The organism is Streptomyces sp. 13-12-16 (assembly GCF_002114215.1).
Taxonomy (GTDB): Bacteria; Actinomycetota; Actinomycetes; order Streptomycetales; family Streptomycetaceae; genus Streptomyces.
Genome location: NZ_NCTE01000058.1, coordinates 1 through 8,634 on the forward strand (window position 1 = coordinate 1; position 8,634 = coordinate 8,634).

General features: G+C 70.5%; 6 protein-coding genes. All 6 read left to right on the plus strand.

Features of this window, described 5'->3' with window-relative positions; all coding sequences use genetic code 11:
* Window positions 1-364 precede the first annotated feature (364 nt).
* A complete protein-coding gene (locus B7767_RS02675; RefSeq protein ID WP_085570676.1) occupies window positions 365-1,291 on the plus strand; it encodes a carbohydrate ABC transporter permease in 927 nt (308 codons plus the stop codon).
* A gap of 4 nt (window positions 1,292-1,295) precedes the next feature.
* The gene (locus B7767_RS02680) at window positions 1,296-2,243 is read left to right on the plus strand and encodes a carbohydrate ABC transporter permease (protein ID WP_085570677.1); all 948 of its coding nucleotides are present in this window, start codon (window positions 1,296-1,298) and stop codon (window positions 2,241-2,243) included.
* Window positions 2,244-2,332: 89 nt separating this feature from the next.
* Window positions 2,333-3,670, plus strand: a complete 1,338-nt coding sequence (locus B7767_RS02685) for an ABC transporter substrate-binding protein (RefSeq protein ID WP_085570678.1) — start codon at window positions 2,333-2,335, stop codon at window positions 3,668-3,670.
* Between the two features lie 73 nt (window positions 3,671-3,743).
* A complete protein-coding gene (locus B7767_RS02690; RefSeq protein WP_085570679.1) occupies window positions 3,744-5,786 on the plus strand; it encodes a beta-galactosidase in 2,043 nt (680 codons plus the stop codon).
* Window positions 5,787-5,911: 125 nt separating this feature from the next.
* Entirely contained in the window at window positions 5,912-7,954 is a 2,043-nt protein-coding gene (locus B7767_RS02695) for an RICIN domain-containing protein (protein WP_085570680.1), read from the plus strand.
* A gap of 119 nt (window positions 7,955-8,073) precedes the next feature.
* Window positions 8,074-8,634: sugar O-acetyltransferase (locus B7767_RS02700; protein WP_085570681.1), on the plus strand; the 561-nt coding region annotated here is incomplete at its 3' end.

Genomic DNA, 8,634 nt, shown 5'->3' on the forward strand with positions numbered 1-8,634 from the left:
CCACGTCGGCCATGGAGGCCGTGGTCCGGGCGCCGCCCCGGGTGCGCCGCGCGCCGGCGGCCGCGGCGTCCACGGCGGTCCCGGTGGCGGGGCCGGGTACGTCCGCCGGCGTTCTCTCGGCCGTGTCCACTCGCCGTCAGCCGCCTTCCCGTCGCTGCCTGCGTCACGGTTCCCCAAGGAAACCCTTGACCGTCCTCAGGAGGGCAGTGTAAACATTCCGCCATCCGATGTTTACGTAAACATAACAGCTCGACGGCACTGCGCGGTGGTCGATGTTTACGCAAACATCATGTACAGGGGGCATGCCGTCCGGCTCACGCGCCGGGCGGCCGCCGGTCCGCAACGGTGACGAGCGAGGAACGACATGACGACGCTGCAACCGCCGGTGGACGCCGAGCCGAGGCCGGCGCCTCCCCCGGCGAGACGGGACCGCCGTTCCTGGACGGGGTGGGGCTTCATCGGTCCCTTCGTGGCCGTGTTCGCCCTGGTCTTCCTGGCACCGATCGCGTACTCGGTCTACCTGAGCCTCTTCCGCGACCAGCTCATCGGCGGGACCACCTTCGTCGGCCTCGACAACTACGAACAGGCGCTCCAGGACGACCGGTTCTGGGCGGCCCTCGGCCGGGTCTCGCTCTTCCTGTGCGTCCAGGTGCCGATCATGCTCGGCATCGCGCTGCTGGTGGCGCTGGCCCTGGACAGCGGCCGGCTCTACGGCAAGGGCTTCTTCCGCATCACGATCTTCCTGCCGTACGCGGTGCCCGCCGTGGTCGCCACCCTCATGTGGGGCTTCATGTACGGCACGAAGTACGGCCTGGTCGGCGACATCAACGGGGCGTTCGGCGTCTCGCTGCCCGACCCGCTCTCCCCCGACCTGGTGCTGGCCTCCATCGGCAACATCGTCACCTGGGAGTTCGTCGGCTACAACATGCTGATCTTCTACTCGGCGCTGCGCGTCATCCCGCACTCGCTGTACGAGGCGGCGGAGATCGACGGCGCCGGACAGATCCGCGTGATCACCGCGATCAAGCTGCCCGCGATCCGGGGCGCCCTGGTCATCGCGACGATCTTCTCCATCATCGGCAGCTTCCAGCTGTTCAACGAGCCGAACATCCTGCGTCCGCTCGCCCGCAACGCCCTCACCACCGACTACACGCCGAACTTCTACACGTACTCGCTGTCCTTCAACGGCCAGCAGCACAACTACTCCGCGACGGTGGCCATCATCATGGGCCTGATCACGATGGTGATCGCCTACGTCGTGCAGCTGCGCGGCATGCGCAAGGGAGCGTGACCCGATGAGCAGCCCTCTCACCACCGCCGCCCCGGCCGCACCCGCCAAGGCCCCCAACTCCGGCCGCGGCGCGCCACGGCTGCGCGGGACGCGCAGACACTCCGCCGACAGGCCCAGGCGCAGCGTGCTGCTGACCGTGCTGACCTCCCTGGTCGTCCTCTACACCGTCGTGCCGCTGGTCTGGCTGGCCGTCAACGCCACCAAGACGCAGGCGGGTCTGGCCGACTCGTCCGGGATGTGGTTCGCCGACGACTTCGCGCTGTGGGACAACATCCGCGACACGTTCACCTACCACGACGGCATATTCACGCGCTGGCTGCTGAACACCCTGCTGTACGTGGTGCTGGGCGCCGGCGGGGCCACCCTCCTCGCGGTCCTCGGCGGCTACGCGCTGGCGAAGTTCGACTTCCCCGGCAGGCGCGGCGTCTTCGCCACGGTCATCGGCGCGGTGGCGGTGCCCGGCACGGCCCTCGCGGTGCCCACCTTCCTGATGTTCAGCAAGATGGGCCTGACCGACACCCCGTGGGCGGTGATCATCCCCTCGCTGGTCTCACCGTTCGGCCTGTACCTGATGTGGGTGTTCGCCACCGAGGCCATCCCCACCGAACTCCTCGAGGCCGCCCGCATCGACGGGGCCGGCGAGGCGCGCACCTTCTTCACCGTCGCCCTCCCGCTGCTCGCCCCCGGCATCGTGACCGTGCTGCTGTTCACCACGGTCGCCACCTGGAACAACTACTTCCTGCCGCTGATCATGCTCAAGGACCCGGACTGGTACCCGCTGACGCTCGGTCTGAGCGCGTGGAACTCCCAGGCCGAGACCGTCGGCGGCGAGGTCATCTTCAACCTGGTGATCACCGGTTCGCTGCTCACCATCCTGCCGCTCGTCGTCGCGTTCCTGCTGCTCCAGAAGTACTGGCAGTCGGGTCTCGCCGCGGGCAGCGTCAAGGAGTGACCGCGCGGCTCCCCGGCCACCCCCTCGGCCCCGCACCCCGTACCACCACCCTCACCCCGTCCCGCCCACGAAGAAGTGGAAGCACCCTCATGCGCAGAAACACCGGCCGCCTGCTGCGCGGCATCGCCCTCGTGTCCGCCGTCGCCCTGGGCGCCACCGCCTGCGGCGGCTCCGACGACGACTCCACCGGCGAGGCGGTCTCCGCCTCGGACGTCCAGGCGGCCCTGAAGAAGGGCGGCACGGTGACGGTGTGGTCCTGGGAGCCCACGCTGAAGACGGTCGCCGCCGACTTCGAGAAGAAGTACCCGAAGGTCAAGATCGACCTCGTCAGCGAGCGGTCGGGCGACAAGCACTACACCGCGCTGTCGAACGCGATATCGGCCGAGAAGGGCGTCCCGGACGTCGCGCAGGTCGAGTACTTCGCGGTGAACCAGTACGCCCTCGGCAAGGGCCTCACCGACCTGGCCCCCTTCGGCGCCGGCAAGCTGGCCTCCGAGTACACGCCCGGTCCGTGGAACGCCGTGAGCGAGGACAAGGCGGTCTACGGCCTGCCGATGGACTCCGGCCCGATGGCGATGTTCTACAACAAGAAGGTCTTCGACAAGCACAAGATCGACGTCCCGACCACCTGGGACGAGTACGTCGACGCCGCGCGCAAGCTGCACGAGGCCGACCCCAAGGTCTACATCGCCAACGACGCCGGCGACGCCGGCTTCACCACCAGCCTGCTGTGGCAGACCGGTTCGCGTCCGTTCAAGGTCGACGGCACCGACGTGAAGATCGACTTCAGCGACGCGAAGGCCAAGAAGTACACGGACACCTGGCAGAAGCTCATCGACGAGAAGCTCCTCGCCCCGGTCAACGGCTGGACCGACGAGTGGTACAAGGGCCTGGGCGACGGCACCATCGCCACCCTGACCACCGGTGCCTGGATGCCCGCCAACTTCGTCAGCGGCGTGCCGAACGCGGCCGGCGACTGGCGCGCGGCCCCGATGCCGGCCTGGACGAAGGGCGACAAGGCCAGCGCGGAGAACGGCGGCAGCTCGCTGACCCTGCCCTCGCTCGGCAAGAACAAGGAACTCGCCTACGCCTTCGTGGAGTACGCGAACTCCGGTGACGGCGTCCGGACCCGCGTCGAACAGGGCGCCTTCCCGGCCACCAAGGCGGAACTGCAGTCCGCCGACTTCCAGAGCACCAAGTTCGACTACCTCGGCGGCCAGGAGGCGAACAAGATCTTCGCCGAGTCCGCCGCGAACGTCGCCAGCGACTGGTCGTACCTGCCGTTCCAGCAGTACGCCCACTCGATCTTCAACGACACGGTCGGCAAGGCCTACGTCTCGGACACCACGCTCGCGGACGGTCTGAAGGCCTGGCAGGACGCCTCGGTGAAGTACGCCGAGGAGCAGGGCTTCACCGTCGAGAAGTAGGACGGCACCAGACGCAGGGCGGCGCGGGCGGACTCCGCGCCGCCCCCGTGCACCACACCTCGGAAGGACCGCCATGATCTCCACCCTCCTGTCCCGCACCGGCGGGACGGACGGTGATCCCGCCCCCCGTCTCGTCTACGGCGCCGACTACAACCCCGAGCAGTGGCCCCGCACCGTGTGGGAGGAGGACGTCCGGCTGATGCGCGAGGCCGGCGTGAACCTCGTGTCCGTGGGGATCTTCTCCTGGGCCCGGCTGCAACCGGCCGAGGACACCTGGGACTTCGCCTGGCTCGACGAGGTGATGGACCTGCTGCACCAGGGCGGCGTCGGCGTCGACCTCGCCACCGCCACCGCCTCCCCGCCGCCCTGGCTCACCACCGCCCACCCGGAGATCCTCCCGGTCACGGCCACCGGCGAGACGCTGTGGCCGGGGGCGCGCCAGCACTGGCGCCCCACCTCGCCCGTCTTCCGCCGGTACGCCCTGCGCCTGGTCCGGGAGCTGGCGACCCGGTACGCCGGTCATCCGGCGCTCGTCGCCTGGCACGTCAACAACGAGCTGGGCTGCCACAACGTCTACGACTACTCCGACGACGCGGCCCGCGCCTTCCGCGACTGGCTGCGCGCCCGCTACACCACGCTGGACGCGCTCAACACCGCCTGGGGAACGGCCTTCTGGTCGCAGCGGTACACCGACTGGGAGCAGATCCTGCCGCCGCGGCTGGCCGCCTCCCACCCCAACCCCACGCAGCAGCTCGACTTCAAGCGGTTCTCCTCGGACGCCCTGAAGGACCACCTGCGCGCCGAGCGGGAGATCCTGCGGGAGCTCACCCCGGACGTCCCCGTCACCACCAACTTCATGGTGATGGGCGGCACCAAGGGGATGAACTACCCCGACTGGGCCGACGAGATCGACTTCGTCTCCAACGACCACTACGTCCACCCCGGCCCGCAGGACCGCGACGAGCTGTCCTTCTCCGCCAACCTCACCAGCGGCATCTCCGGCGGACGGCCCTGGTTCCTGATGGAGCACTCCACCAGCGCCGTCAACTGGCAGCCCGTCAACGTGGCCAAGCGCCCCGGCGACCTGGCCCGCGACTCGCTGCTGCACGTCGCCCACGGCGCCGACGCGGTCTGCTTCTTCCAGTGGCGGCAGTCGGCGGCGGGCGCCGAGAAGTACCACTCGGCGATGGTCCCGCACGCCGGTGCGGACAGCGAGCTGTTCCGCGCGGTGACCGCGCTCGGCGCCACCCTCAAGGACCTCGCCCCGCTCGCCGGGTCCGAGCGGGAGCCCGCCCGGGTCGGCATCCTCTACGACTGGGAGTCGTGGTGGGCGAGCGAGCAGGACTCCCACCCCACCTCCCTGCTCGACTACCGGCGGGAGGCGCTCGACTGGTACTCGGCGCTCCTCGCCCTCGGCGTCCGCGCCGACCTCGTCACCACCCGGGCCGATCTGCACCGCCACCGGGTACTGATCGCCCCCGTGCTGCACGTGGTCCCGGCCGACCTGGCGAAGACCCTCACCCGGTACGCCGAACAGGGCGGCCATCTGGTCACCACGTACTTCTCCGGTGTCGTCGACGAGCACGACCACGTCTGGCTCGGCGGCTACCCCGGCGCCCTGCGGGACCTGCTCGGCATCCGCATCGAGGAGTTCGGCCCGCTGCTCGCCGGTGACCGCGTGGAGCTCGACGACGGCACGAGCGGCACCCTGTGGACCGACCGGATCACCGTGACCGGCGACGGGACCGAGGTCCTGGCCCGCTACCGCACCGGCGAGCAGTCGGGCAGGCCCGCCGTCACCCGGCGGCCGGCGGGCGGGGGTTCCGCCACGTACGTCTCCACCCGGCTCGGTGTCGGGGGTCTCACCTCGCTGCTGCCCCGGCTGCTGGAGCGGGCCGGGGTGGAGAGCGAACTCCCCGCTGAGGCGAGGGGGCTGATCGAGCCGGTCGTACGCCGGAGCGCCGAGGGACGGTTCCTGTTCCTGGTGAACCGGACCGACGACACCGTCGTGGTGCGCGGCCTCGACGGGGAGGTGCTCGTCGGCACCACCGGCGTCGACGGCGTCCTCACGCTCGGGCCCCGCGCGGTCGCCGTACTGCGGCAGCCGCCCGCCTGACCCGTCCCCCTCACTCCCCGGAACGGCACGCACCCGTTCCGGGGGCCGTCCCCTCCCGCCGGCGGCGACCGCGGCGGGAGGGTCCCACCGAAGCGCGACCACACCTCACTGTTGGGAGCACACCGATGGCACGCCGCACCCGCAACAGACGGCTCCTCACGGCCGCCGGGCTCACCGCAGCCCTGGCCACCGGGGCCGCCCTGATCCCCGGGCCGACGTCCGCCGCCGCCCGGGCAGCGGACCTCCCCTCCGTCACCGTCCGGCCCGACCCCTCCTACCAGCAGGAGGAGTTCGAGGGCTGGGGCACCAGCCTCGTCTGGTTCGCCAACGCCACCGGCGACTACCCGCCCCGGATCCGCGAGAAGCTCGCACAACTCCTGTTCGGCGACGACGGTCTCGCCCTGAACATCGCCCGGTACAACGTCGGCGGCGGCAACGCCCCCGACGTGAAGGACTACCTGCGCGCCGGCGGCGCGGTCGAGGGCTGGTGGAAGGCGCCCGCGGGCACCACCCGCGAGGACACCGACTGGTGGGACGCCGAGGATCCCGCCGACTGGAACGACGACGCCGACGCCACCCAGCGCTGGTGGGTGGACCGCATCAAGAAGGACATCACCCACTGGGAGACCTTCAGCAACTCCCCGCCCTGGTTCATGACGGTCAGCGGCTATGTGTCCGGCGGGTTCGACGCGACCGCCGACCAGCTGAAGACCGAGTCGGTCGACGACTTCGCCGCCTACCTGGCGGGCGCCACCAAGCGGCTGGAGAAGGCGCACGGCATCAAGGTCGACACCGTCGATCCCTTCAACGAGCCGAACACCAACTACTGGAGCACCCGGCTCGGCGCGGACGGCGAACCCGTCGGCGGCCGCCAGGAAGGCGCCCACATCGGTCCCGAGCTCCAGGAGAAGGTGCTCCACGCGCTCGCCCCGGCGCTGAAGAAGGCGAAGACCAGGGCGGAGATCTCCGCGATGGACGAGACCAACCCGTCCGTCTTCGCACAGAACTGGAACACCTACTCGCCCGAGACACGCGACCTCGTCGGCCAGATGAACGTCCACACCTACGGCACCGGTCAGCGCACCACCGTGCGCGACATCGCCAAGGCCGAGGACAAGCGGCTGTGGATGAGCGAGGTCGAGGGCGACTGGGGCGACGGGCAGAGCTTCACGGACATGCGCCCCGGTCTCGGCCTCGCCCAGCGCATCGTCGACGACCTGCGTGAACTGGAGCCGCGCGCCTGGGTGTTCTGGCAGCCCGTCGAGGACTACGACAACATGAAGCCCGGCGGCGAGTCCGCCAAGGGCGGCAACTGGGGCGAGATCCAGCTCCCCTTCGGCTGCACCGCCGAGGACACCCTCGAGACCTGCCCCATATACACGAACACCAAGTTCGACACCGCCCGCAACTTCACCCACTTCATCAAGCCGGGCGACCGGCTGATCAAGGTGGACGACACCTCCAGCGCGGCGGCGGTGACGAGGAACGGCAAGGGCGCCTCGCTCGTCCACGTCAACAGCACCACCGAGGCGCGCAACGTCACCGTCGACCTGTCCAAGTTCCGTCACGTCAGCCGGAACGCGACCGTCACGCCCGTCGTGACCAGCGCCGACGGCAAGCTGGAGCGGCACCGGGCCGTCAAGGTCACCGACCGCGCGGCCACCTTCGCCGTGCCCGCCCAGTCGGTGACGTCCTTCGAGGTCAAGGGCGTCTCCGGCGTCGCGGAGGACGCCCCGCTGCTGCGCAAGGGCCACACCTACACCCTGACCGGTGTGCAGAGCGGCAAGGCGGTCACCGTCGCGGACGACGGCACGAACCTCGTCATCGGCACCGGTGACGACTCGGTCTCCCAGCAGTGGCGGGTGAGCGCGGTGCGCCCCGACGACGGCGTGCGGGAGCGCTACGAGTTCACCAGCCCGGTGAACGGCGGGCGGCTGACCGTACGGGACGACGTGCCGGTGGCCGAGCCCGCCACCGGGAAGCGCGACCCGGCCGCCGAGTGGATCGTGTCGACCACGGGCGACGGCACCTGGACCCTGGTCAACGCGGCCACCGGACGCCTCCTGGAGGTCGGCGGACAGGCCACGCACGAGGGCGCCGCGGTCACGACCTGGCAGCCCAACTCCGGTTCCAACCAGCGCTGGACGGTCACGGACGTCACGGACTGACCACTCCCGCCCACGTCCGGCCGCACCACCGCCCGGTGGTGCGGCCGGACCGCTCCCACGCCCCCCATGGAGAACCAGTGGCACACGACGACGGCGCCGAGCGCGAAGTACGCCGCCGCATGGCGGCCCACGAGCTGTACACCGACTCGGCGCCCGGCCTCGGGCTGCTCGAGGAGCAGCGGCTGCGCGGCAAGGAGCTCGCCGCCGAGTACAACGGCACCGGACCGCGTGACGAGGAGGCCCGCCGCGCCCTGCTGGGCGAACTGCTCGGCTCGGTGGGCCGGGGCGTGTGGATCGAGCCGCCGTTGTACGTCGCCTACGGCCGTCACGTGCACCTCGGCGACGACGTGTACGTCAACTTCGGTCTCACCCTGGTCGACGACGTCGAGGTCTTCGTCGGCGACCGTGTGATGTTCGCACCCCATGTCACCGTCAGCACCACCGGCCATCCCGTCCACCCCGGACTGCGCCGGGACGGCAGCCAGTTCTCGGCGCCGGTGCGCATCGAGGACGACGTGTGGATCGGCGCCGGCGCGGTGGTCCTGCCCGGTGTGACCGTCGGGCGGGGCTCGGTCGTCGGCGCGGGCAGTGTGGTGACCGCCGATGTGCCGCCGATGACCGTCGTCGCCGGGACCCCGGCCCGGGTGCTGCGGCCGATCACCGACGCCGACCTGGAGTGG

Excerpts from the sequence above, each read along its gene's own strand:
- B7767_RS02675 (WP_085570676.1), top strand. The coding sequence starts at position 365 with ATGACGACGCTGCAACCGCCGGTGGACGCCGAGCCGAGGCCGGCGCCT.
- B7767_RS02680 (WP_085570677.1), top strand. The coding sequence starts at position 1,296 with ATGAGCAGCCCTCTCACCACCGCCGCCCCGGCCGCACCCGCCAAGGCC.
- B7767_RS02685 (WP_085570678.1), top strand. The coding sequence starts at position 2,333 with ATGCGCAGAAACACCGGCCGCCTGCTGCGCGGCATCGCCCTCGTGTCC.
- B7767_RS02690 (WP_085570679.1), top strand. The coding sequence starts at position 3,744 with ATGATCTCCACCCTCCTGTCCCGCACCGGCGGGACGGACGGTGATCCC.
- B7767_RS02695 (WP_085570680.1), top strand. The coding sequence starts at position 5,912 with ATGGCACGCCGCACCCGCAACAGACGGCTCCTCACGGCCGCCGGGCTC.